The sequence below is a fragment of the Klebsiella sp. HMSC25G12 genome (genome assembly GCF_001807705.1).
In the GTDB taxonomy this organism is placed as follows: Bacteria; Pseudomonadota; Gammaproteobacteria; order Enterobacterales; family Enterobacteriaceae; genus Klebsiella; species Klebsiella variicola.
In genome coordinates, this window is the sequence record NZ_KV789893.1 from 61,210 (window position 1) to 80,976 (window position 19,767).

Below are 19,767 nucleotides of genomic sequence, written 5' to 3' on the forward strand. Positions count from 1 at the left end.
GGCGCAGGGCATATAGGGGAGGTTATTGATTCTCCTCTTGATGGGAAGCGCTTCGTACTTCTCCCCAGGCGCGGTTTTGCAATACGGTGCGATAGCCGTCGCGGTCGACGAAAGTGACGCCATTGACCTCCCAGTAAGGGTTAAACGCCGTGACCCGCAGAAACCCGGCGGCGTCCATGGCGGCGCACTGTGCTTCCCATACCGCCTGCTGTGGGTAATACAGCACCAGCAAATCTTCATCTCCTGGCGAGGGAGTGACGGGATGGTGGCGACAGTGGGTGAATTCCAGATGCCAGCCCGCGTCGGGCGCGCCGAGCATAATCCCGCTGAATCCTTCATGATCGGTAAAGCTGCCGAGTTGCTGAAGCCCCAGCCCGGCGCAATACATGCTGGCGGTGGCGTCCAGTTCACTGACCGGTCTGGCAATACGCATATGGCTGAACAACATAATGGCTCCCGTAAGCAAAAGCTCAAGTTGATACTGTACCGGTAAATCGGCCCGGCGTGTGTTAAGACGTGCCCGGGCGCCATTTTCTCTCTGTCAATACCATAGCGGATTAACGTCCGCCTTGCGCCGACATTCTCTCTTAATCATAATAAAAAAAGAATTATAAAATACTATTGTTCTTAATATGAGAATCATTGTGAGGTGGTGGATGAATAACAGATCGCGCCAGGCCATATGGCTGGCACTGGCTGGGTCGATAGTACTGATGATCGGCATGGGCTACGGGCGCTTTGCCTTCACCGGCGTGCTGCCGCTGATGCTTAATGAAGGTCTGTTGACCCTGCACCAGGGCAATCTCGCCGCGTCGGCCAATTACGCTGGTTATCTGGTCGGCGCGTTGCTGCTGGCGCGGGTGCAGCCTGGGGCCGCCAGCCGACTGAGCATTATCTCCGCCGGGTTGACCATCGCCAGCCTGGCGCTGCTGGCCTGGGTGAGCTCGCCGTGGACCATTATTGCGCTGCGCGCCGTCGCCGGCGCGCTGAGCGCGATAACGCTGATTGCCGGTTCGCTGTGGCTGCTGGAACATATGGGCCATCATCACGGGGCGCCGTTGCTGTATGCCGGGGTGGGGCTGGGGATATTTATCTCTGCGGAGGGGATCGCCCTTGGACATGCCCTGAGCCTCACCAGCCAGCAGATCTGGCTGCTCTGCGCATTATGCGCCGGTCTGCTGCTGGCGCTGGCGATCCGTTGGCTGCTGACTCCGCCGGCTGCACTGGTGAGGGTTTCCCATGTTGAGACCTCCTTGCCTGAGGCCGGGAGCGATACGCGTCGCGCGGCGTGGCGACTATTGATGGTTTACGGCCTGGCGGGCTTCGGCTATATCATCACCGCCACTTATCTGCCGTTGTTTCTGTCTGGTTCGCTGCAGAGCGTTGACCCGGTCCATCTGTGGGCGCTGTTTGGTCTGGCGGCCGCGCCGTCCTGCCTTATCTGGCATAAGCTGGTGCTAAAGTGGGGGTACCGGCAGGCGCTGACCCGCAACCTGATCGTCCAGGCGCTTGGCGTGATCCTTCCAGCCTGCAGCGCTTCACTGCTGTTTTGCGTGCTAAGCGCGCTATTGGTGGGCTTTACCTTTATGGGCACCGTCACCATTGCGCTACCGAAGGCGAAAAGTCTCAGCCATCAGGTGAGCTTCAATATGATTGCCGCGATGACTGCACTGTACGGCGTGGGACAGATTGCCGGCCCGCTTATCGCCGGCGCGCTGTATCAGATCGCGGCTTCATTTAACCCGGCGCTCTATGCCGCGGCGCTGGCGCTGCTGATTGCCGCAGGGCTGGTCTTTACCGAACGCCAGGCTTAGCCAATCGCCACGCTTTGCAGCAGCTTGCGCCACTCGCTCAGGGCGGGGGCGTTCAAGCCGCTGCGCCAGATAAGCTGGGTGGTCGCCTCGCACAGCGGTTCGCTAAGGCAGTTTTCGGGAAGCGTCATCTGCGACAGCACGCTCTGCGGCAGCAGGCAGGCGTAGCGTCCGGAAGCCACGCAGGCGAGCATGCTGTGATAGGAGTTGACCTCATGCACCTCGACGGCCGCCTGCTGCTCCGCCAGCCAGCGTTCGCCCAGCGCGCGGTAGCTGCAGCCGCTGGCGAATGCCGCGAACCGCAGCGGGCCCGGGGTCTGCGGACGGACCAGCATCAGCGTTTCATAAAACACCGGGGTGCATGCCAGCTCGGCGGGACAGGCCGGTTGACCATCGGCCCCAGGCGGCAGGCAGACCAGCGCGGCATCGAGGGCGGCGGTTAACACTCCCTCGGTTAACTGGCGGGTCGGTTGGGTGATAAGGGTGATATCCACCTGCGGGCACCGTTGTTGAAAGCGGGTAAGCAGCGGCGGCAGCCGGCTGGCGGCGGTCGCCTCCATCGCGCCCAGACGCAGACTGCCGCCTGGGGTTGTCGGATGCAGAGCCTGCTTTGCCTCTTCCGCCAGGCTCAGGATCCGCCGGGCATAGCTGAGAAACTGCACGCCTGCCGGGGACAACACCATTTTTTTGTTGCCGCGAACGAAGAGCTCAACGGCAAGTTCCTCTTCCAGCTGCTGAATGCGGGTCGTGATATTGGACTGTGCGCGGCCCAGCCGTTTTGCTGCCTGGGTGACGCTCTGCGTTTCTGCCACCTGAATGAAGATCTCTAGTGTGCTGTGGTTCATATTTTTCTTCTCAATACGATAATGATGTTGATCTTACCATCTTTAAAGGAGATGGTAAGCCTCCGGCACCGCTAATGCATGAGGAAACCATGAGCAACCCGCTACTTTCGCTTATTGATATTGATTATCCCCTGATTCAGGCCCCGATGGCGGGCGTCTCCACCCCCGCGCTGGCTGCCGCGGTAAGTCATGCCGGCGCGCTGGGCTCGCTGGGGCTGGGTGCTTCAACCGTTGCCCAGGCGGAAGCGATGATAGTCGCCACCCGCCAGCTGACGGACCGTCCGTTCAATGTCAATCTGTTCTGCCATGCGCCGCCCCGGCGCGACGCCCGGCGGGAAGCCGACTGGGCAACAACTTTACGACCCCATTTTGCCCGCTATGGCAGTACGCCACCGGATTCGTTAAGCGAGATCTACCAGACATTTATCGGTCATGCGCCGATGCTGGAGCTGCTTCTCGACCTGTCGCCGGCGGTGGTGAGTTTTCATTTTGGTCTTCCTGAACGTGAGACGATCCAGCGTCTGCGACAGCAGCGGATTGTCACCCTGGCGACGGCAACCTCGCTCCAGGAGGCGCTGCTGATTGAACAGCAGGGGATCGACGTAGTGGTCGCTCAGGGCTATGAGGCGGGCGGGCACCGGGGGATCTTTGCTCCGCAGGAGCCTGATGCCCAACTGAGCACCTTCACCCTGGTGCAACTTCTGCGGCGTCGGCTAACCATCCCGGTGGTAGCCGCCGGGGGCATCATGGACGGGGCGGGGATCACCAGCGTAATGCAGTTGGGGGCGCAGGGCGTTCAGCTCGGTACGGCGTTTTTACTGTGTCCGGAATCGGCCGCCGACGCCGGTTATCGCGCGGCGATCAACAACAGCATTGACGGACGTACGGTGCTGACCTCCGCGATATCCGGGCGTCCGGCACGCTGTCTGGCGAATGCCTTCTGTGCGCTGGGGGAAGCCTGTCCGGCGAGCGCCGTGCCGGATTATCCGCTGGCGTATGATATCGGCAAAGCGCTGGCCGCCGCCGCGAAAGCCCAGGGCGTTCATGAGTATGGCGCCCACTGGGCCGGGCAGGGTGTGGGGTTGATCCGCGAGTGTGACGCCGCCAGTCTGGTTCGTCAGCTGGCGGCAGAGTGCGGCTGGAACTAGTGTCTGACGGTTAGCGACGGTGGGCCAGGCTGCGCACCAGCCGATCGCCGGCCATTTGCACGCCCTGCACCATCGCCACCAGGATCAGCACCGTGCCAAACATGACTTCATTATTAAACCGCTGATAGCCGTAGCGGATGGCGAGGTCGCCGAGTCCACCGCCGCCGATCACACCGGCCATGGAGGAGAAACCAATCAGCATCACGATGGTCAGCGTGATCCCGGCCAGCAGCGTTGGCAGGGCTTCCGGCAGCAGGGATTTAAAAATCACGTGCCAGACGTTACCGCCCATCGACAGAATGGCTTCGATTCTCCCGTAGTCCACCTCGTCGAGCGCGTTTTCCGTCAGACGGGCAAAGAACGGAAAGGCGCCGATGGTCACCGGCACGATGGCGGCGGTGCTGCCCAGCGTGGTGCCGACGATCAGGCGGGTAAAGGGGATCAGGGCGATCAGCAGCACGATAAACGGCAGCGACCTGCCGATGTTGATCACCGCGCCTAACAGCGCGTTCAGTTTCGGCATCGGCGCCAGCCCGTTGGCGCGGGAAATAAATAACAGCACGCCGGTGGGCAGCCCGATCAGCACGGTAAACAGGGCCGCCAGGCCCACCATATAAAGCGTATCCAGCGTGCCGTCGAGTAATAACGGCCACAAATCTTCCCAGCTCATGCTACTCCGCATAATGGCCTCCCCTGAACGCCGTGACGGGTAAGAAAATCTTGTTCAGCCTGCGGGTCGTGCAGCAACGACTGGCGCAGCCGCGACCATGGGGTCACCAGCAGGTCGGCGAGTTTACCGCTCTCGACAATCTCGCCCTGTTCCAGCAGCGCCGCGTGGTCACAAATGGTTTTCACCACCTCCAGCTGGTGCGTAATCAACACGATGGTCAGATTGAGGCGCTGGTTAATATCCGCCAGCAGGGCCAGCACCGAGGCGGTGGTCTCGGGATCCAGCGCACTGGTCGCCTCATCGCACAGCAACACTTCCGGCCGGGCGGCCAGCGCCCGGGCGATGCCGACGCGCTGTTTTTGCCCACCGGAAAGCTGCGACGGGAAGGCGGCGGCCTTTTCGCTGAGATCCACCAGCTCCAGCAGTTCGCGCACCCTGGCCTCGCGAGCGGCCCTCGGCACTCCGGCAATCTCCAGCGGCACCGCGATGTTGTCAGCGACGGTGCGGGCATGCAGCAGATTGAAGTGCTGGAAAATCATCCCGGTGCGCAGGCGATAATCCCGCAGCGCCGCCTTGTTCAACTGGGTAATATCCTGTCCGTTCACCAGAATGCGGCCCGAGGTGGGCCGCTCCAGTAAATTGAGACAGCGGATGAGCGTACTTTTGCCGGCGCCACTGCGCCCGAGAATGCCGTATATTGCCCCTTTCGGTATCTGCAACGCGATATCGTTCAGCGCCGGTCGGCCGGTTCCGGCGTAGGTTTTGCTCAGCCCTTCGATGGTTATCATGACTGAGGGGCCACCGGGATCACCGAGCCGTTGTAGGTTTTACGGATAAACTCCGCCACCTGCGGTGACGTCAGATCTTTCGCCAGCGCCTTAATGCGCGGGTCATTCGCCAGGGCTGGGGTGGTCACCAGAATATTGGCGTACGGATTATGCTCGGCGCTTTCCAGCCCCAGGGCATCTTTCGCTGGCACCAGGCCGGCTTCCAGCGCGTAGTTACCGTTAATCACCGCCAGGTCGACATCGTCGAGGGAACGCGGGATCTGCGGTGATTCAATCTCCAGAATCTTCAGGTGTTTCGGGTTCTCGACAATATCCTTCGGCGTCGCCAGGGTGGTGGCCGGGTCGGTAAATTTGGGATCCAGCTTAATAAGCTTCTGCGCCTGCAGCAGGAACAGCGCCCGGCTCAGGTTGGTGGTGTTATTCGGCACCGCCACGGTGGCGTTTTCCGGCAGTGATGAGAAATCTTTATGCTTATGCGAGTAAATTCCCAGCGGCTCAATATGCACGGTGGCCGCGACGGCAAAGGTTTTACCCAGCGCTTTTTCCTGATCCTTCAGATAGGGAACATGCTGGAAGTAGTTGGCATCCACATCGCCACTGGCCAGCAGTTCATTGGCGTTGACCCCGCTGGTCAGCTCCACCACCTTCAGATCGAGGCTGGGATCGATTTTTTTGATGTAGTTGAGGATCTCCGCGTGGGGAACCGGGTCCGCGGCGACGCGCAGCGCGGCAGCCTGGGCAGACGTCCATGCCAGAGAAAGAGACAGTGCGACCCCTGCCAGTTTAAAAGCGGCATATTTCATGGTGTGTTCCTTTTTAGTTATGGTTAAACGATCAATTGCTCGGCGCGTTCGCGAAACACGTCCTGATAGTAGCGTTCCGCCACGTCCGGATGGGAACGCAGACGGCCCTTGAGATAATTCCAGCCGACATCGCGTAGCAGCGGATTGTGCGGGTCGCTGTCCGGACCTCGCGCTTCACGCGCCAGTTCGGGCGGCAGGGTGTAAACCGGCACCACCGCGTCAAGCTGGGCGCCGAGGAAGAAAGCGATGGAGAGGCGCTGCTGCTGCGCCGGCGGCGACACCACGCGATGGACGGTGGCGCGCAAATACCCGTTGGTCGCCAGCTCCAGCAGTTCGCCAATATTGACCACAAAGCTGCCGGCCAGCGGCACGGCGTCGATCCATTGTCCAGGCGCGACCTCTACCTGCAGTCCTTTCTGTTCGTCCTGCAGCAGGAAGCTGAGGAAACCGGAATCTTTATGGGCGCCGACGCCCTGGCTGCTTTGGGTCTCCTGCTGGCCGGGATAGCGGATCAGTTTGATATGCTCGTTGGGTTTCTCGCCGTAGAGCCGGTCAAAGGCATTCTCCGGGAGCTGCAGGGCTTCGGCAAAAGCGCGCAGCAGGCGGATGCCCACCTGGGTCATCTGCTGTTGCCAGTGAAGTAACACCGGTTTAAGCGACGGCAGGGCGGCAGGCCACAGATTCGGACCCTGCAGGCGCTGCCAGCGCGGGGCATCGTCGCTGAGGGTCAGCGCCGGGCGTTCGGCGCCGATATCAAACTGCTCTCGCCAGTCAGGCTGGCCGCGCGTCAGCTCTGAGGCCGCGCGGTTATAGCCGCGAAAATGGGGGGAGTGGATCATCGCTACCTGCTGTTTTTGCGCTTCATCGAGGGCAAAAAAGCGTTGGGACTGGCGCTGAACTTCATACTGAAGCGCGTCGTCCACACCGTGGTTGATCAAATAGAAGAAGCCGATGTCGCGGGCGGCGTGACGCAGGTCGGCCAGGAAGGCCGCTTTATCCGCGGGGTCCGCGTAGCGGGCCAGGTCGAGAATCGGCAGGGTGGTCGCGTTCATTGTGTTCTCCGAAAACGGGGTAATAAGTTATGGGTTGATTCAGGTTCAGGGTTCGGGCACAACAGCAGCGCATGGTGATTTCCTCTGTCCGGGGCTGAACACAGCTTGCCTCAAGGCCAAATAAGCAACCAATAACGTTATTTTCTAATTTATGACCGCGCGGGGTTCAGTGCTTTTGCGTTAAATAGATATAGGCGCAAAGCGCGTAATGAAGCCGGTTGCGCCCGTCGGTCAGAGCCAGTAAGGTAGGCGCACTTTTTTAATGCGGAACGGACGTATCGTAATGCACAGCTCGAAAGATCCCCTGCACGGCGTGACGCTGGAAGCGCTGCTCAATGCCCTGGTGGCGCGCTATGGCTGGGCGGAAATGGCCCGCCAGGTCAACATTAACTGCTTTAAAAGCGATCCCAGCATTAAGTCCAGCCTCAAATTTCTCCGCCGGACGCCGTGGGCGCGCAAAGAGGTAGAGGCCATGTATCTCGCCTCCCTTGATGATGACGCGCCGGTGGAGAAAGCGGATCCCTGGGCAAACTGGCAGAAAAAATAACCCTTACCACAGGACACCATCATGCAGAGCTGGAGCAGTAAAGATTTCACCGCCGACCGCCCGTGGGGCGCGCTGGATATCGCCAATTTTTCCGGCACCACCGTGCGTCTGCACTGGACAGACCAACCCTATATCTGGCACATCAACGATGGTCAGGAGGTGTTTGCCGTGATGGATGGTCAGGTGGCGATGCATGTGAAAGTCGACGGCGAGGAGCAGGTCATCATGCTGAACGCCGGCGATATCTTCTACGCCGAAGTGGGATGCGAGCATGTCGCCCATCCGCAGGGGGCGGCGCGTATTCTGGTGATCGAGAAAGAAGGGTCGGTCTGATCCCTCCGGCGGGCGGTTCTTAGCCCGCCGTTTCATCACCGGTCAGACTCAACATACCGCGTTGATATAAATCACTTATCCAGCTTTCGATATATTTAATTCTTGTTTGCCATTCCCTTCACCCCAGCACTATCTTTTGCCGCAGGCGCCTGAACAGGCACAATCGCGGGAGAGATCATGGCAACCTTGCAGTGGGACCACGCAGTACAGTTTGTGAATCAGCCGGAAGCGGCCATTCAGACCTTTGCCGACCAGCAGCTGCGGGCGGTGGCCGGAGGGCGACATCCGGGGTGGGGAACCCGCAATGCGCTGAGCTATTTTGGCCTGACCTATATCGAATTCCTCGCCATTTCCGACCCGGACGAACTGCGCGCCGCGACGGACAGGTTCCTGCTTTCGCGGGATGCCGAGCGGTTGCTGCCGGAGAACGAAGCGCTGTTTCGGGTGGCGCTGCGCAGCGACGACATCGAGGCCACTCATGACCAGTTGCGTCGCAAGGGGTTGGCGGTATCACCGATTGTCGATGGTCAGCGCAACGATCCGCAGGGCAATATCATCCGCTGGCGGATCTTCACCATCGATGGCGACACTGACGGGCTGGTCTATCCATTTGTGCTGCAGTGGGGAGAAGACGATACCACCCGGCTGGCGCGGCTGCGCGCTCAGGAACTGGACGTGCCGCACCCGCTGGGCGACATTGCGCTTGAGCAGGCGGTGTTCGAGGTGGTCAATCCGCAGGCGGTACGCGATCGCTGGCAGGCGCTGCTGGGCTTCCCGCCACAGGGGGAGCAGGGACTGGACGTGGGCGGCCAGTGGTTTACTTTCCGCGAAGGACCCGCCAACCAGCTGACCGAACTGGTGTTTCGCGTCGCCAACCCGGCGCTTAAGGGGCAGCGCTTTCGCGTCGGCAACGGCGTGTATCGCTTTACATAAAAGCTGAATCTAGCGTGCTGTGGCGCGCAGGGCCCCCGGCGGCTGGCCGGTGATGCGTTTGAAGGCCCGGCTGAAGGCCGCCAGCGATTGATACCCGAGGCTGAAGGCGACCGTTTCCAGCGACTGGCCTTCGTGGGTGATGTACTGCACCGCCAGCCGCATACGCAGCTCGGTCAGATAGCGGGCGGGGGTGGTGTCTGTCGCGGCGAGAAAACGTTCCGCGAACAGCGAGCGTGAAAGCCCCGCCTCCCGCGCCAGATCTTCCACTTTCCAGTTGACCCCCGGGCGCTGATGCATGGCATAGATCGCTTTTGCCAGCCGGGGATCGCGCAGGACCTGTACCCAACCGGTGGCGTTGCCACATCCGCACTCGACCCAGCCACGGACAATCAGCGCGGCCACCACGTCCGCCAGCCGGGCGAGGATCCCGGCATAGCCTACCTGGCGGGTGAGGGATTCCCGCTCCATCGCTACCAACAGCGGCTGGATCTCCGGCCAGATGTTTAGCAGGCTGCTGACCCGCATCACCTCGGGCATGGCCTTCACCAGCGGCTGCATGCCGCCGAGCTCAAAATCCATACAACCGCTGAAAATGACGGCGCGCTCCGGGCAGTCCGGGCGGCCGCCGGCGTTGATACAGCTTACCGTGCTGCACACCGTTTCGCTGGGCAGCTGGGCCACATTGACCACCGTGGCCTGCGGATCAGAAAGCAGGGCGTGCCCGTCGCCGTTGGGAATAAACAGCGCATCGCCGCTCTCGAGGGTGAACTGTTCTCCGCTGGCCATGCGCAGCAGCACCGGCCCGCGGCTGATGAAATGGAACTGGGCTTTACCCGCCACGGCGCTAAAGCCGACGCCGAACGGGCGTGCGGTTTCGATGCGCCGGTAGTTAACGCCGGAGAGGCGCATCCCGCGCAACAGTTCGCTGGTCAGGTCGATGCCAGGCTGGCTCATGGTAATTCCGGACGAATAATCAATAACTGAAGAGTATGCATCATATATCGTCCAAAGGTAAGTCCCTAAGATGACCAGGATGTTAATAAAACTGGAGAGATGTATATGAGTTCCTGCATAGCTGCTGACGCGAGCCTGTCACCCGCCAAACCTGCCTGGCGCGCCGTCTATGCCCTGGCCCTCGGGGTGTTCGGCCTGATCGTGGCCGAGTTTCTGCCCGCCAGCCTGTTAACGCCGATGGCCAGCAGCCTCGGGGTCAGTGAAGGGATGGCCGGACAGGCGGTCACCGCGACGGCGCTGGTGGCGTTAGTCACCGGCCTGCTGATCGCCACCGCCACCCGCAATATCGATCGCCGCTGGGTGCTGATGTTCTTTTCCGTGCTGCAGATAGTCTCCAGCCTGATGGTCGCTTTTGCCGATTCGCTGGCGTTTCTCCTGCTGGGTCGTCTGCTGCTGGGGGTCGCCATCGGCGGCTTCTGGGCGATGTCCACTGCCACGGCGATGCGTCTGGTGCCGGCGGCCCATGTGCCGAAGGCGCTGGCGATCATCTTTTCCGCGGTGTCTGTCGCTACGGTGGTAGCCGCGCCGCTCGGCAGCTATCTTGGCGAGCTGATCGGCTGGCGCAACGTATTTATTCTCTGTGCGATACCCAGCCTGCTGGCGCTGCTCTGGCAACTGTGGGTGCTGCCCTCCATGCGTCCGGAGAGCGTCGGGACCTTCTCCACGCTGTTCAGGGTGCTGCGCCGTCCCGGTATGCTGGGCGGCATGCTGGCGACAATCCTGATTTTTAGCGGCCATTTCGCCTTCTTTACCTACCTGCGGCCGTTCCTTGAGACCGTTGCGCAGGCCAGTGTCGAAGGGGTCTCGCTGATATTGCTCGGCTTCGGTATCGCTAACTTTATCGGCACCTCGGTGGCGAGCTATCTGCTGAGCCGTAGCCTGCGCCTGACCCTGGCGCTGGTGCCGTTGATGATGAGCGTTCTGGCGCTGCTGATGGTGACGTTTGGCCATCTGACCATGCTGGACGGGCTGCTGGTCGCCCTGTGGGGATTTGCCTTCGGTCTGGTGCCGGTGGCCTGGTCCACCTGGCTTGCCACCACCGTGCCGGATGAAGCAGAAAGCGCGGGCGGTCTGCTGGTCGCCTCTATTCAGCTGGCCATCAGCGCCGGGGCCGCCGGCGGCGGGGCGGTGTTTGATTTGCACGGCGCCAGCGGCGTCTTCACCGGCAGCGGTCTGCTGCTGTTGAGCGCGATGGTGATTGTTTTCGCCGCCGTGCGGGTGAAACCGGTCGCCAGCGCTGACCAGCCGGAGACGGGCCGCTTATCCCGCGAGATCGATAACTAAATTGGCCGACAGGCTGCGGGAGCAGCACAGCGCAATATGCTGCTCTGCGGCCTGTTTTTCCGCCTCCGACTGCACGGTATCCCGGTGGTCGACGGTTCCCTCCCGCACCGGCGTCAGGCAGGCGCCGCAGATCCCCATCTCGCAGGAGAGCGGCACCGCGACGCCATGCTCCTGTAGCACCTGGGCGATGGTTTTGTTCCCCGGGACCGGCCAGCGTTCCCCGGTGGAGGCGAGGGTGATGGTGAAGGTTCCGTCCGCCGCCGACGCTGCCGTCGGGGCGGGCGGCTGGAACGCTTCGCTGTGCAATTGCGCCTCCTCCCATCCGGCCGCCCGCGCGGTATCGCGAACCCGGGCCATAAATCCGGGCGGACCGCAGAAGTAGACCCGGGTGTCGGCGTCCGGAGCCCCCAGATCCTGCGCCAGCCGCTGGCGCGGACTCTGCCCCTCGTCTGAGCAGTGGATCTGGCAGATTCCACCGGTTAGCTGGCGGGCGATCTCGGTGGCGAAGGCGGCCTCCTGCGCACGGCTAACGTAATAGTGCAGCGTAAAGTTGGCGCCGGACGCCGCCCGGGCGTGGGCCATCGCCAGCAGTGGCGTAATGCCGATCCCGGCGGCGAGAAGCACCACATGGCCGCCCTCGTGCAGCGGAAAGTGGTTGCGCGGGGCAGAGATCATCAGCGGTTGTCCCGGGCGCAGGGTGTCGTGGACATAGCCTGAGCCACCGCGGGACTGCGCCTCGCGGGCGATGCAGAGCAGATAGTGATCCCGTTCGGCCGGGCTGCCGGTCAGGGAGTACTGGCGGATCAGCCCGCAGGGAAGATGGAGATCGATATGGGCGCCGGGTGTCCACGCCGGCAGCGGTTGCCCCTCGGCGCTCACCAGACGAACGGCCAGATTTTTCGCGCCCTGACGCCACAGGCCATCGACCACCACGGGGAATATGTCGCGCATATGACCTCCACTCATACCAGAAAGAAATCGCCAAAACCCATCTTCTTCAGCCCGCGCCGGTAGGCGATGGAGCTACGGTCTGCCGGAATATGCGCCTCAAGGGTCAGATCCAGCGGCAGCCGCTCCGGACGCTGGGTTTCTACCATCAGGCGGTCCTCTTCGAACACCCGCAGGTTGAACGCATGTACGTCTTCCACCGGCACGTGCAGGTCGAAATTGCGGGCAATAGGGGCAAACATCCGCGTCACCCGTGACGACACCGGCGAGGCGGCGTTCATGATCACCAGCCTGGCGTCGGCGGGAAAATGGATGGTCAGCGTAGCGGTGAACGGCAGATGCATTTCAAAGTGACGCAGCCACTGGAACCCTTCCGGCGCGCGGAAATCGGAGCTGGCCGGGTAATTGCCCACCGAGCTCCAGTAGTCGGCAACAAAGCCGAACGGCGTCTCCTGCGGGGTGTAGTCCGGCACCTGCTGGTTGTCCGGATCGGCGAAGGTGTCGGTGTGGATCCACGCGAAGTGGGCGACATCGAGAAAGCCTTCGACCTGGCGGCCGGCAAATCCCTTCACCTCGAAGGCCGGGCAGTTGATTTGCTGAAATCCCGCGTCGTCCCAGTGCGGCATGGTCGGTAACGGCGGCGGATTGTCCGGATCGCAGGCCAGGCAGGTCCAGATCAGCCCGTAGCGCTCCTCCACGGCGAAGCTGGTGAGATGCAGTTTGGCCGAAATGGGTTGCCCCGGACTGGAGGGGATACGGTTGCAGCGGCCATCCTCGCCAAAGCGCAGGCCATGATAGGGGCAGACGATACCTTCCTCTTCATGAAACCCCAGGGTCAGCGGCACCCCGCGGTGCGGGCAGACGTCGCGGGCGACCACCACCTGGCCTTTAATACGGTAGATAACCAGCTGTTCGTCCAGCAGGGTGGCTTTCACCGGGGCGCCGGTAATATCGCAGGCGCGGGCCACCGGGTGCCAGCAGCGGGCCAGCCGCAGCCAGTCCTCTGGATCAAAGGTGCAATGGGCGGGGGGCGTGGGGGTGATTGTCTTCATGATTTCTCTTCCTGCTCACATCGGTGATTGTTTTATTGTTGTGAGATTATTGTTGTCATATTAGGGTGTTCACATCCATCACCATTAATTCACTCTGCTGTTGCAAAAAAGAGTACAGGGGTGCCATGAGTCCTTTTTCCCGTTTCGCCCACTATTTTATCGCCGTGGCCCGCTGCGGCAGCTTGCGCCGGGCCGCCGAGCAGCTGCATATCTCCGCCTCGGCAATTAACCGCCAGATCCTGCAGGCCGAGGAGGCCTTCGGTACCCCGCTGTTCGAGCGCCTGCCGGAGGGACTGCGGATGACCACCGCCGGTGAACTGCTGTATGACAATCTGCTGCGCTGGCAAAAGGAGTTTCGCCAGACCCGGCAGAAATTTGATGAGCTGCAGGGGATGAAGCGCGGAAGCGTCAGCGTTGGGATGGTGCAGGCGCTGGCGGAAGGGGGCTTCGCCGCCGCGCTGGCGGAGATCATCGCCAGCTGGCCGTGGCTGGAGCTGGATCTGCAGGTGGCGGACAGCCACACCGTCAGCCAGAAAGTGCGTCAGGCGGACCTGGACGTCGGCCTGATCCTCGATCCGCAGGGGCAGGCCGGACTCAGCGTGCTGGCCTTTGCCGAACTGGAAGTGGGGATTGTGATGCGTCCGGACCATCCCCTGGCGGGGGCGAAAGCGCTGTCTTTGGGCGAGCTCAGCCTGGAGCGGCATATCATGCCCGGCGCGCCGCTGATCGTCCATGAGCGGGTGGCGCTCCTCTATCGCCACCATGACTTTGCGCCGGAGAATACCATCAGCTGCAATGATATCCGGCTCATCAAGTCGTTGGTGCTGCGCGGCAGCGGCGTGACGCTCCTCAGCCTGCTCGACGTGCTGGACGAGGTCCAGCGCGGACAGCTGGCCTTTATCCCGCTGCGCAGTACGCTGCTGCGACCGCTGACCCTGGCGCTGTGTACCGCGCCCTCGCGTCAGCTTTCGCGGCCCGCGCAAATGGCCATTCAGACGCTGAGTGCGGTGATTGAATCCATGGCGACGGTCAGCCCAGCGGCCCGCTGAGGATGGTGTCGCACATGCCGTTGATAATGCGCTCCCCGGTCTCCTCGCGCAGCTCCTGGTACCAGGCTTCGGTGAGCTGCATATCCTTCCCGTGGGTAATATCGCAGCGCTTGCGCGCCTTCAGCACCAGGTCACGAACCCGGTCGCAGCGCTGGGCCTCGTACTCGCGCAGGGCGGCCGCAATATCGTGGGTCTGGCGGAAAACGGCGCCCAGCACCACCGCATCTTCCATCGCCGCGCAGCCTCCCTGGCCAATATCCGGGGTGGTGCTGTGTCCGGCGTCGCCGAGCAGCGCGACGCGGCCGCGCACCAGGCGGCTGAACGGCTCGATATCATGGATTTCAATACGGTTGGTGGTCTGCGGGTCGAGGGTGGCGATAAGCTGCTGCACCGGCGGCGCCCAGCCGGCAAAATAGCGGCTGAGGTCGGCGCGCAGAGTGTCGCGATCCTCCGCCAGACCCGCCGGCAGCGGCACATCAAAGAAAAAATAGAACCGGCCGGCGGAGACCGGCATCAGCGAGACGCGCTTGCCTTCGCCGACAAAGGTGGTCCACTGGTCGCCGGGCGCCAGCGCTTCATCTATTTCCACCAGACCGTTCCAGTTGACGTACCCGGCGTAGCGTCGCTGCGGGGTAAAGCCCAGCACCCACGGACGCAGTGCGGAATGGCTGCCGTCGGCGGCAATCAGCAGATCGCCGCTGGCGCTGCTGCCATCGGTAAACCACACCGTCACGCCGTCGGCATCTTCCTCACAGCGGGTGACGCGTTTGCCGAACTGCACGCTTTCCCGTCCCCAGAAATCCAGCATTTCCCGCTGCAGCTCTGCCCGGGAGACCGGGCAGGGGCGGCTGCCGGTGCGTTCGATCAGCGGGGCGAGACTGAACTGGGTCATGTTCTCGCCGCTGCGGAAATCACGATACGCCATCCGGCGCAGCGGCCCGCCGAAGGTCTCCATGATGTCGCCCATGCCGAGGTGGGCCATGCACTTCACGCCGTTGGGCCACACGGAAATCGCCGCGCCGACCGGTTTGATCTCCTTCACCGCTTCATAGACGTCGCAGTCGATCCCCGACTGTTTGAGCGCCACTGCCGCACTTAAGCCGCCGATGCCGGCCCCAATCACGATTGCTTTCATTTTTTTCTCCTTCTCCCGATGTTGTGACTGACTACAGCAATTTGCGTACCAGTTCACCGGAGGGAGGAAAACCGCCTGCCAGAGGCACAGAGACAGGTCATGACGCACCGCATCGGTGCAATGTGAGGTATTGGTTGCCTTTTTATGAATCAAAAGTTTCTCAATGTCGCATTGAGAATCTATCGTTTCATCACTCTGGTTCAGCATCGGTGGGGAGGTATAGGTAAATAGAGTAATTTAAGTTAATGATTTTGCAGCATTAATGAAATTTTCTGGTCGCTTTTGTCGTCTCTGGCCTGCTTTGTGCACTAGCCCATGCACTTCTCTTTGCTATGGGATTACACCATGTCTGACGAACATTACAGTGGCTTGCTTTACGGCCTTGAACAGCGGATCCCACCGCTTCCGGCCTTTTTCAGCGCTCTCCAGCATGTGCTGGCGGGCCTGGTGGGGATCATTACGCCGCCGCTGATTATCGGCGCTACCCTCGGACTTGGCGACTGGCTGCCGTATCTCATCAGTATGTCGCTGCTGGCCTCGGGCATTGGCACCTTTCTGCAGTCCAATCGGGTAGGGGGCGTTGGCGCCGGGATGATCTGCATGCAGGGCACCAGCTTCGCCTTCCTCGGCGTGACGGTGGCCGGAGGGATGTGGGTAAAAGCGCAGGGCGGCGGGCCGCAGGATATGATGGCGATGCTGTTTGGCGTTAACTTTGTCGCCGCTCTGGTGCCGGTGATTGTCAGCCGTTTTATTGAGCCGCTGAAAAAAATCTTTACCCCCATTATCACCGGCAGCGTGATTGCGCTGATCGGCATCAGTCTGATCAAAGTCAGCGTCATCAACTGGTGCGGTGGGGAAAAGGCCGAGGATTTCGCCAGCATGAGCAATATCGCGCTCGGGGCGGGCACCCTCGGGGTTATCGTCCTGCTGAGTTGCGCCAAAAACCGCTGGCTGCGTCTCTCCTCGGTGGTGGTGGGTATTGCCGTGGGCTGCGTCGCGGCAGGGCTGAGCGGTCAGTTCCATCTTCACAGCCTGGGCGACACTCTGTTTCGCCTGCCGACGCTGTTTCCGTTCGGCTTTCAGTTTAACAGCGCGATATTTCTGCCGGTCGCCCTGGTGTCGCTGGTTTGTATTCTGGAGGCGGTGGGCGATCTGACGGCCAACTCGCTGATTTCGCAACAGTCTATTGATGATCACGCTTTTCGTAACCGGCTGAAGGGCGGTATCCTGGCGGACGGCGTCAGCTGTATGGTGGCCGCCATGCTCTGTGCTTTTCCGAACACCACCTTCGCGCAGAACAACGGCGTGATCCAGATGACCGGGGTGGCCAGCCGCTATGTCGGACGCTACATTGGCGTGATTCTGATCCTGCTTGGACTGTTTCCCCCGGTGGGCGAACTGCTGCGGCAGATCCCGGCGCCGGTGCTGGGGGGCGCCACGATGGTGATGTTTGGCTGTGTAGTGGCGGCCGGGATCCGGATTATTACCCAGACCCCGCTGAGCCGTCGCGATGTGCTGATTGTGGGGCTGGCGTTTGGTGCTGGCCTTGGCGTGGAGTCAGTGCCGGCGTTTCTCAGCCATTTTCCGCCGATGGTCGGCGATCTGTTCGGTTCGGCGGCCACCAGCGGTGGGCTGGTAGCGATAGCGCTGAACCTTATTCTGCCGCAGGAGCAGGCGGCGACGAAAACGATAAGGAGTCAGGATGATCGCGCTGAGTCAGTTTAACGGCCTGAGTAAAGATGAGGCAGTGGGGCTGCTGGCCCCCTGCGTGGCGATCCCGGCCTGGGGCGAGACGCTGGTGAACTTGCGACCTTTCGCCAGCCGTCATGCGCTACTGCAGACCGCCCGTGAGGCGATGGATTACTGGGGAGAGGACGAGCTGAACGCGGCGCTCAGCGCCCATCCGCGGATCGGTGAAAAGCCGACCGGCGGCCAGGCGCACGCGGCGCTGTCGCGCCAGGAGCAGTCGGCGGTGGACAGCGAGAATGAGCGGCTCGCGCAGGCCCTGCAGGAGGGCAATGCCCGCTACGAGGCCCGTTTTGGCCGGGTGTTTTTAATCCGCGCCAAAGGGCGCAGCGGCGAAGCGATTTTACAGGCGCTGACGCGCCGACTGCAGCATACCGCCGACGAAGAAGTGACTGAGGCGCTTGCCCAGCTGCGAGAGATTACGATGTTAAGACTGGAAGGAGTGATTGGCGAATGAGTACCCTGAGCACCCATATTCTGGATATTTCCACCGGCAGGCCGGCGGAAGGCGTGACGGTCAGCCTGAGTCGGGAGAGCGAGACGCTGGTGACCCTGGTGACCAACGCCCAGGGGCGTATCGCCACCTTTAGCGCCGCACCGCTGCCGGCGGGGAGCTATTGCTTAACGGCGGAAACCGGGGCGTGGTTTGCCCGCGCCGGGCGGGAGAGCGTCTTTACCCGGGCGCAGATTGATTTTGTTATCGGCGAGGCGGCAGATGACCATTTCCATCTGCCATTTCTCATCGCCCCGGGCGGGTGGTCGACCTACCGCGGCAGCTAAACCCGGCAGCCCATTGCCGGGCGGCGCTGCGCTTGCCCGGCCTGGATCGTTACGGAGCGGACAGAGACAGCTCGTAGGCCCGGTAAGGCGCAGCCGCCACCGGGCATGTAAAGGTGTCTCCGGCCACCATCCTTCCTGTTTTATCCCCACTCAAGGATAATCACCCACCTATCCCCACCAGGGGATAATCTTGACATTATCCCCTGCGGGGTATAAAACCAAATTTATCCCGATAGGGGGATAAATGATGGTGAGGAACAAGGCGATGAATTCCCCGCAGATATACAGTCCCGTGCAGCTGGCCAATTATCTGAAGCTGCTGCGCCAGCAGAACCACTGGACCCAGGATGCGCTGGCCAGGCGGATCGGCATTAAGCAGGCCACACTGTCCAATTTTGAAAATCACCCCGACAAAACCACCTTAACCACGCTGTTTAAGATCCTCCAGTCGCTAGGGGTGGTGATGACGCTGAACGCCAAAGCCACAGAGACGGCGCCGGCTCCCGATAACAACACGGACCTTGACTGGTAATGGCGACGCTTACCACCTGGATGAACAATGTGCGCGTGGGCACCTTAACCCGCCAGGCTAACGGGGCGCACAGTTTTCGCTATGACGAAGAGTGGCTGCGCAGCCCGCGCGCCAGACCGCTCTCCCTCTCGCTGCCGCTGCAGTATGGCAATATCACCGCCGACGCGGTGTATCACTATTTTGATAATCTGCTGCCCGACAGCCCGCAGGTCCGCGATCGGATCGTCAGGCGCTATCAGGCGCGCTCGAAGCAGCCGTTCGATCTGCTGGCCGAAGTGGGACGGGATAGCGTAGGGGCGGTGACTCTGCTACCGCCGGGGGAAGAGGCGCACCTTGAGGGGTTGCGCTGGCAGACGCTGGACGAGGCGCAGCTCACCGCTTTGCTGACCGCCTACCAGTCGGATATCCCTCTCGGGATGATTACCGGCCAGGATGATTTCCGTATCTCGGTGGCCGGCGCCCAGGAGAAAACGGCGCTGCTGCGGATGGGCGGGCACTGGTGTATTCCGCAGGGCACCACGCCGACCACGCATATCATTAAACTGCCCATCGGCGAGATAAAGCAGCCTAATGCGACGCTGGATCTGCGTGAAAGCGTGGATAACGAGTTTCTGTGCCTGGCGCTGGCCAGGGAACTGGGCCTGGCGGTGCCGGAGGCAGAGATTATCACCACGCCGCGGATCCGCGCGCTGGCGGTGACCCGCTTTGACCGGCGCTGGGCGCAGGAGGGACGGGTGCTGCTGCGTCTGCCGCAGGAGGATCTGTGTCAGGCCTTTGGCATCCCGTCGTCGATGAAATATGAATCTGACGGCGGGCCGGGTATTGCGGCAATCATGGCCTTTCTGCTGGGCTCCAGTGAAGCCCTGAAAGATCGCGCAGACTTTATGAAATTCATGGTTTTTCAGTGGCTGGTTGGGGCAACGGACGGGCATGCGAAGAACTTCTCGCTCTTTTTGCTGCCCGGTGGCAGCTACCGTCTAACGCCGTTCTACGACATCATTTCGGCGTTTCCGGTGCTGGGAGGTACGGGACTGCATCTGCGCGACCTGAAGCTGTCGATGGGGCTCAATGCCACAAAAGGGCGGAAAACAGAGATTAACGCCATCTATCCGCGTCATTTTCTGGCAACCGCCAAAGCGGTGAACTTTCCTGGGGAGCTGATGCTGGCGATCCTCCAGGAGTTTGCCGGGCATGTGCCGCAGGCAATCGAAAGCGCTCGCCGGACGCTGCCGGCGGACTTTTCCACCCACGTCTGGCGGGCCATTACGGAATCTATGGTCACTCCCGTTTTTGCAAC

General features: G+C 61.6%; 22 protein-coding genes. 12 read left to right on the top strand and 10 right to left on the bottom strand.

The genetic code is table 11. The features are described from left to right. Window positions 1-22 precede the first annotated feature (22 nt). Window positions 23-448, bottom strand: a complete 426-nt coding sequence (locus HMPREF3096_RS14640) for a VOC family protein (RefSeq protein ID WP_032730331.1) — start codon at window positions 446-448, stop codon at window positions 23-25. A gap of 208 nt (window positions 449-656) precedes the next feature. On the opposite strand from HMPREF3096_RS14640, the gene HMPREF3096_RS14645 reads away from it, so the two are divergent. Continuing rightward, window positions 657-1,814 carry a YbfB/YjiJ family MFS transporter gene (locus HMPREF3096_RS14645; RefSeq protein ID WP_023322597.1) on the top strand — a complete coding sequence of 386 codons (1,158 nt, stop codon included), beginning with the start codon at window positions 657-659 and terminating at the stop codon, window positions 1,812-1,814. Here HMPREF3096_RS14645 and HMPREF3096_RS14650 read toward each other — a convergent pair. Next, window positions 1,811-2,656 (bottom strand): LysR substrate-binding domain-containing protein, encoded by an 846-nt coding sequence (locus HMPREF3096_RS14650; RefSeq protein ID WP_023340121.1) that lies wholly within the window; start codon window positions 2,654-2,656, stop codon window positions 1,811-1,813. The genes HMPREF3096_RS14645 and HMPREF3096_RS14650 overlap by 4 nt on opposite strands. 89 nt (window positions 2,657-2,745) lie before the next feature. On the opposite strand from HMPREF3096_RS14650, the gene HMPREF3096_RS14655 reads away from it, so the two are divergent. Next, on the top strand, window positions 2,746-3,804 hold the full coding sequence (locus HMPREF3096_RS14655; protein WP_012968253.1) for an NAD(P)H-dependent flavin oxidoreductase: 1,059 nt from the start codon (window positions 2,746-2,748) through the stop codon (window positions 3,802-3,804). A 10-nt stretch (window positions 3,805-3,814) separates the two neighbouring features. Here HMPREF3096_RS14655 and HMPREF3096_RS14660 read toward each other — a convergent pair whose 3' ends face one another. From HMPREF3096_RS14660 to HMPREF3096_RS14675, 4 genes are read right to left on the bottom strand one after another with little or no spacing between them, the layout of a single operon-like run. Next, window positions 3,815-4,474: a methionine ABC transporter permease gene (locus HMPREF3096_RS14660; RefSeq protein WP_004217626.1), complete on the bottom strand. Its 660-nt coding sequence runs from the start codon at window positions 4,472-4,474 to the stop codon at window positions 3,815-3,817. Continuing rightward, entirely contained in the window at window positions 4,471-5,262 is a 792-nt protein-coding gene (locus tag HMPREF3096_RS14665; protein WP_008804932.1) for a methionine ABC transporter ATP-binding protein, read from the bottom strand. The genes HMPREF3096_RS14660 and HMPREF3096_RS14665 overlap by 4 nt, the downstream gene beginning before the upstream one ends. Continuing rightward, entirely contained in the window at window positions 5,259-6,065 is an 807-nt protein-coding gene (locus HMPREF3096_RS14670; protein WP_002904638.1) for a MetQ/NlpA family ABC transporter substrate-binding protein, read from the bottom strand. The genes HMPREF3096_RS14665 and HMPREF3096_RS14670 overlap by 4 nt, the downstream gene beginning before the upstream one ends. Before the next feature lie 23 nt (window positions 6,066-6,088). Then, window positions 6,089-7,117 (bottom strand): isopenicillin N synthase family dioxygenase, encoded by a 1,029-nt coding sequence (locus HMPREF3096_RS14675; RefSeq protein WP_008804931.1) that lies wholly within the window; start codon window positions 7,115-7,117, stop codon window positions 6,089-6,091. Window positions 7,118-7,400: 283 nt separating this feature from the next. On the opposite strand from HMPREF3096_RS14675, the gene HMPREF3096_RS14680 reads away from it, so the two are divergent. From HMPREF3096_RS14680 to HMPREF3096_RS14690, 3 genes are all read left to right on the top strand, one after another. Beyond that, the gene (locus HMPREF3096_RS14680) at window positions 7,401-7,664 is read left to right on the top strand and encodes a VF530 family protein (protein WP_002904643.1); all 264 of its coding nucleotides are present in this window, start codon (window positions 7,401-7,403) and stop codon (window positions 7,662-7,664) included. A gap of 21 nt (window positions 7,665-7,685) precedes the next feature. Then, window positions 7,686-7,997 carry a cupin domain-containing protein gene (locus tag HMPREF3096_RS14685; protein ID WP_016161004.1) on the top strand — a complete coding sequence of 104 codons (312 nt, stop codon included), beginning with the start codon at window positions 7,686-7,688 and terminating at the stop codon, window positions 7,995-7,997. Between the two features lie 177 nt (window positions 7,998-8,174). Further along, window positions 8,175-8,930: a VOC family protein gene (locus tag HMPREF3096_RS14690; RefSeq protein ID WP_023297599.1), complete on the top strand. Its 756-nt coding sequence runs from the start codon at window positions 8,175-8,177 to the stop codon at window positions 8,928-8,930. A 9-nt stretch (window positions 8,931-8,939) separates the two neighbouring features. Here HMPREF3096_RS14690 and HMPREF3096_RS14695 read toward each other — a convergent pair whose 3' ends face one another. Further along, entirely contained in the window at window positions 8,940-9,884 is a 945-nt protein-coding gene (locus tag HMPREF3096_RS14695; RefSeq protein ID WP_070544515.1) for an AraC family transcriptional regulator, read from the bottom strand. Window positions 9,885-9,989: 105 nt separating this feature from the next. Between HMPREF3096_RS14695 and HMPREF3096_RS14700 the strand changes: the two genes are divergently transcribed. After that, window positions 9,990-11,228, top strand: a complete 1,239-nt coding sequence (locus HMPREF3096_RS14700) for an MFS transporter (protein WP_022066161.1) — start codon at window positions 9,990-9,992, stop codon at window positions 11,226-11,228. Here HMPREF3096_RS14700 and hpxE read toward each other — a convergent pair. Beyond that, on the bottom strand, window positions 11,205-12,179 hold the full coding sequence (hpxE, locus tag HMPREF3096_RS14705; protein WP_032730336.1) for a molybdenum cofactor-independent xanthine hydroxylase subunit HpxE: 975 nt from the start codon (window positions 12,177-12,179) through the stop codon (window positions 11,205-11,207). The genes HMPREF3096_RS14700 and hpxE overlap by 24 nt on opposite strands. Before the next feature lie 11 nt (window positions 12,180-12,190). Continuing rightward, complete coding sequence (gene hpxD / locus HMPREF3096_RS14710) at window positions 12,191-13,228, bottom strand: molybdenum cofactor-independent xanthine hydroxylase subunit HpxD (RefSeq protein WP_070544516.1); 1,038 nt, start codon at window positions 13,226-13,228, stop codon at window positions 12,191-12,193. 125 nt (window positions 13,229-13,353) lie between these two features. Between hpxD and hpxR the strand changes: the two genes are divergently transcribed. Continuing rightward, window positions 13,354-14,277: a LysR family hpxDE operon transcriptional regulator HpxR gene (gene hpxR / locus HMPREF3096_RS14715; protein WP_032730338.1), complete on the top strand. Its 924-nt coding sequence runs from the start codon at window positions 13,354-13,356 to the stop codon at window positions 14,275-14,277. On the opposite strand, the gene hpxO is transcribed toward hpxR, so the two are convergent. Beyond that, the gene (gene hpxO / locus HMPREF3096_RS14720; protein WP_008804924.1) at window positions 14,258-15,412 is read right to left on the bottom strand and encodes an FAD-dependent urate hydroxylase HpxO; all 1,155 of its coding nucleotides are present in this window, start codon (window positions 15,410-15,412) and stop codon (window positions 14,258-14,260) included. The two genes, hpxR and hpxO, sit on opposite strands and share 20 nt — an antisense overlap. A gap of 345 nt (window positions 15,413-15,757) precedes the next feature. On the opposite strand from hpxO, the gene HMPREF3096_RS14725 reads away from it, so the two are divergent. The 5 genes from HMPREF3096_RS14725 to HMPREF3096_RS14745 form a co-directional block, all read left to right on the top strand. Continuing rightward, window positions 15,758-17,137 (top strand): nucleobase:cation symporter-2 family protein, encoded by a 1,380-nt coding sequence (locus HMPREF3096_RS14725; RefSeq protein WP_032730340.1) that lies wholly within the window; start codon window positions 15,758-15,760, stop codon window positions 17,135-17,137. Next, on the top strand, window positions 17,115-17,615 hold the full coding sequence (gene uraD, locus HMPREF3096_RS14730; RefSeq protein WP_008804922.1) for a 2-oxo-4-hydroxy-4-carboxy-5-ureidoimidazoline decarboxylase: 501 nt from the start codon (window positions 17,115-17,117) through the stop codon (window positions 17,613-17,615). Before HMPREF3096_RS14725 ends, uraD begins: the two co-directional genes overlap by 23 nt. Beyond that, window positions 17,612-17,938, top strand: a complete 327-nt coding sequence (uraH, locus tag HMPREF3096_RS14735) for a hydroxyisourate hydrolase (protein ID WP_032730342.1) — start codon at window positions 17,612-17,614, stop codon at window positions 17,936-17,938. The genes uraD and uraH overlap by 4 nt, the downstream gene beginning before the upstream one ends. 265 nt (window positions 17,939-18,203) lie before the next feature. Continuing rightward, window positions 18,204-18,470: a type II toxin-antitoxin system antitoxin HipB gene (gene hipB / locus HMPREF3096_RS14740; protein ID WP_008804920.1), complete on the top strand. Its 267-nt coding sequence runs from the start codon at window positions 18,204-18,206 to the stop codon at window positions 18,468-18,470. Continuing rightward, on the top strand, window positions 18,470-19,767 hold a 1,298-nt coding region (locus HMPREF3096_RS14745; RefSeq protein ID WP_070544517.1), incomplete at its 3' end, for a type II toxin-antitoxin system HipA family toxin. The genes hipB and HMPREF3096_RS14745, both read left to right, overlap by 1 nt.

Excerpts from the sequence above, each read along its gene's own strand:
- HMPREF3096_RS14640 (WP_032730331.1), bottom strand. The coding sequence starts at position 448 with ATGTTGTTCAGCCATATGCGTATTGCCAGACCGGTCAGTGAACTGGAC.
- HMPREF3096_RS14645 (WP_023322597.1), top strand. The coding sequence starts at position 657 with ATGAATAACAGATCGCGCCAGGCCATATGGCTGGCACTGGCTGGGTCG.
- HMPREF3096_RS14650 (WP_023340121.1), bottom strand. The coding sequence starts at position 2,656 with ATGAACCACAGCACACTAGAGATCTTCATTCAGGTGGCAGAAACGCAG.
- HMPREF3096_RS14655 (WP_012968253.1), top strand. The coding sequence starts at position 2,746 with ATGAGCAACCCGCTACTTTCGCTTATTGATATTGATTATCCCCTGATT.
- HMPREF3096_RS14660 (WP_004217626.1), bottom strand. The coding sequence starts at position 4,474 with ATGAGCTGGGAAGATTTGTGGCCGTTATTACTCGACGGCACGCTGGAT.
- HMPREF3096_RS14665 (WP_008804932.1), bottom strand. The coding sequence starts at position 5,262 with ATGATAACCATCGAAGGGCTGAGCAAAACCTACGCCGGAACCGGCCGA.
- HMPREF3096_RS14670 (WP_002904638.1), bottom strand. The coding sequence starts at position 6,065 with ATGAAATATGCCGCTTTTAAACTGGCAGGGGTCGCACTGTCTCTTTCT.
- HMPREF3096_RS14675 (WP_008804931.1), bottom strand. The coding sequence starts at position 7,117 with ATGAACGCGACCACCCTGCCGATTCTCGACCTGGCCCGCTACGCGGAC.
- HMPREF3096_RS14680 (WP_002904643.1), top strand. The coding sequence starts at position 7,401 with ATGCACAGCTCGAAAGATCCCCTGCACGGCGTGACGCTGGAAGCGCTG.
- HMPREF3096_RS14685 (WP_016161004.1), top strand. The coding sequence starts at position 7,686 with ATGCAGAGCTGGAGCAGTAAAGATTTCACCGCCGACCGCCCGTGGGGC.
- HMPREF3096_RS14690 (WP_023297599.1), top strand. The coding sequence starts at position 8,175 with ATGGCAACCTTGCAGTGGGACCACGCAGTACAGTTTGTGAATCAGCCG.
- HMPREF3096_RS14695 (WP_070544515.1), bottom strand. The coding sequence starts at position 9,884 with ATGAGCCAGCCTGGCATCGACCTGACCAGCGAACTGTTGCGCGGGATG.
- HMPREF3096_RS14700 (WP_022066161.1), top strand. The coding sequence starts at position 9,990 with ATGAGTTCCTGCATAGCTGCTGACGCGAGCCTGTCACCCGCCAAACCT.
- hpxE (WP_032730336.1), bottom strand. The coding sequence starts at position 12,179 with ATGCGCGACATATTCCCCGTGGTGGTCGATGGCCTGTGGCGTCAGGGC.
- hpxD (WP_070544516.1), bottom strand. The coding sequence starts at position 13,228 with ATGAAGACAATCACCCCCACGCCCCCCGCCCATTGCACCTTTGATCCA.
- hpxR (WP_032730338.1), top strand. The coding sequence starts at position 13,354 with ATGAGTCCTTTTTCCCGTTTCGCCCACTATTTTATCGCCGTGGCCCGC.
- hpxO (WP_008804924.1), bottom strand. The coding sequence starts at position 15,412 with ATGAAAGCAATCGTGATTGGGGCCGGCATCGGCGGCTTAAGTGCGGCA.
- HMPREF3096_RS14725 (WP_032730340.1), top strand. The coding sequence starts at position 15,758 with ATGTCTGACGAACATTACAGTGGCTTGCTTTACGGCCTTGAACAGCGG.
- uraD (WP_008804922.1), top strand. The coding sequence starts at position 17,115 with ATGATCGCGCTGAGTCAGTTTAACGGCCTGAGTAAAGATGAGGCAGTG.
- uraH (WP_032730342.1), top strand. The coding sequence starts at position 17,612 with ATGAGTACCCTGAGCACCCATATTCTGGATATTTCCACCGGCAGGCCG.
- hipB (WP_008804920.1), top strand. The coding sequence starts at position 18,204 with ATGAATTCCCCGCAGATATACAGTCCCGTGCAGCTGGCCAATTATCTG.